This window comes from Arthrobacter sp. PsM3, assembly GCF_030433895.1.
Classification (GTDB): Bacteria; Actinomycetota; Actinomycetes; order Actinomycetales; family Micrococcaceae; genus Arthrobacter.
On record NZ_JARUXE010000144.1, the window covers coordinates 1 to 386 of the forward strand.

At 61.7% G+C, this 386-nt stretch carries 1 pseudogene; it reads right to left on the reverse strand.

Annotated elements, in window-relative coordinates:
• Window positions 1-374 (reverse strand): annotated as a pseudogene (locus tag QCD75_RS21970) (transglycosylase domain-containing protein); the annotation flags it as partial.
• Window positions 375-386 lie beyond the last annotated feature (12 nt).

Consider the following 386-nt stretch of genomic DNA (forward strand, 5'->3'; position numbering starts at 1 on the left):
TGCACTCCGTTTGCCGCGAAGGTGGCGTAGGCGTTGGCCATGGACAGCGGTGCGACGTCCTGGGTGCCGATCAGGTTCGCGATGCTGGACAAGTCGTAGGGCTGGTTCGTGTGTCCGTTCGCGACTCCTGCCGCCGTCGCCATTTTCTGGATGTTGCAGAAATCCAGCCTGGCAGCGGACTGGAACGTGATGGTGTTGATCGACTGGTACAGGCCCTGCAGGACGCTCATCCGGTAGTAATGGTTGGGGTCATCGTTCGGCAGCGGGCTCTGGCCGAGTGCCGGGTCGTAGGATCCGGTGGTGACACCGCAGGAGTTCTTCCAGGGATATCCGGCCCTGTAGACGCGGACCGATCCGTCCAGTTGGGTGGCCATTGATTTTCCGGA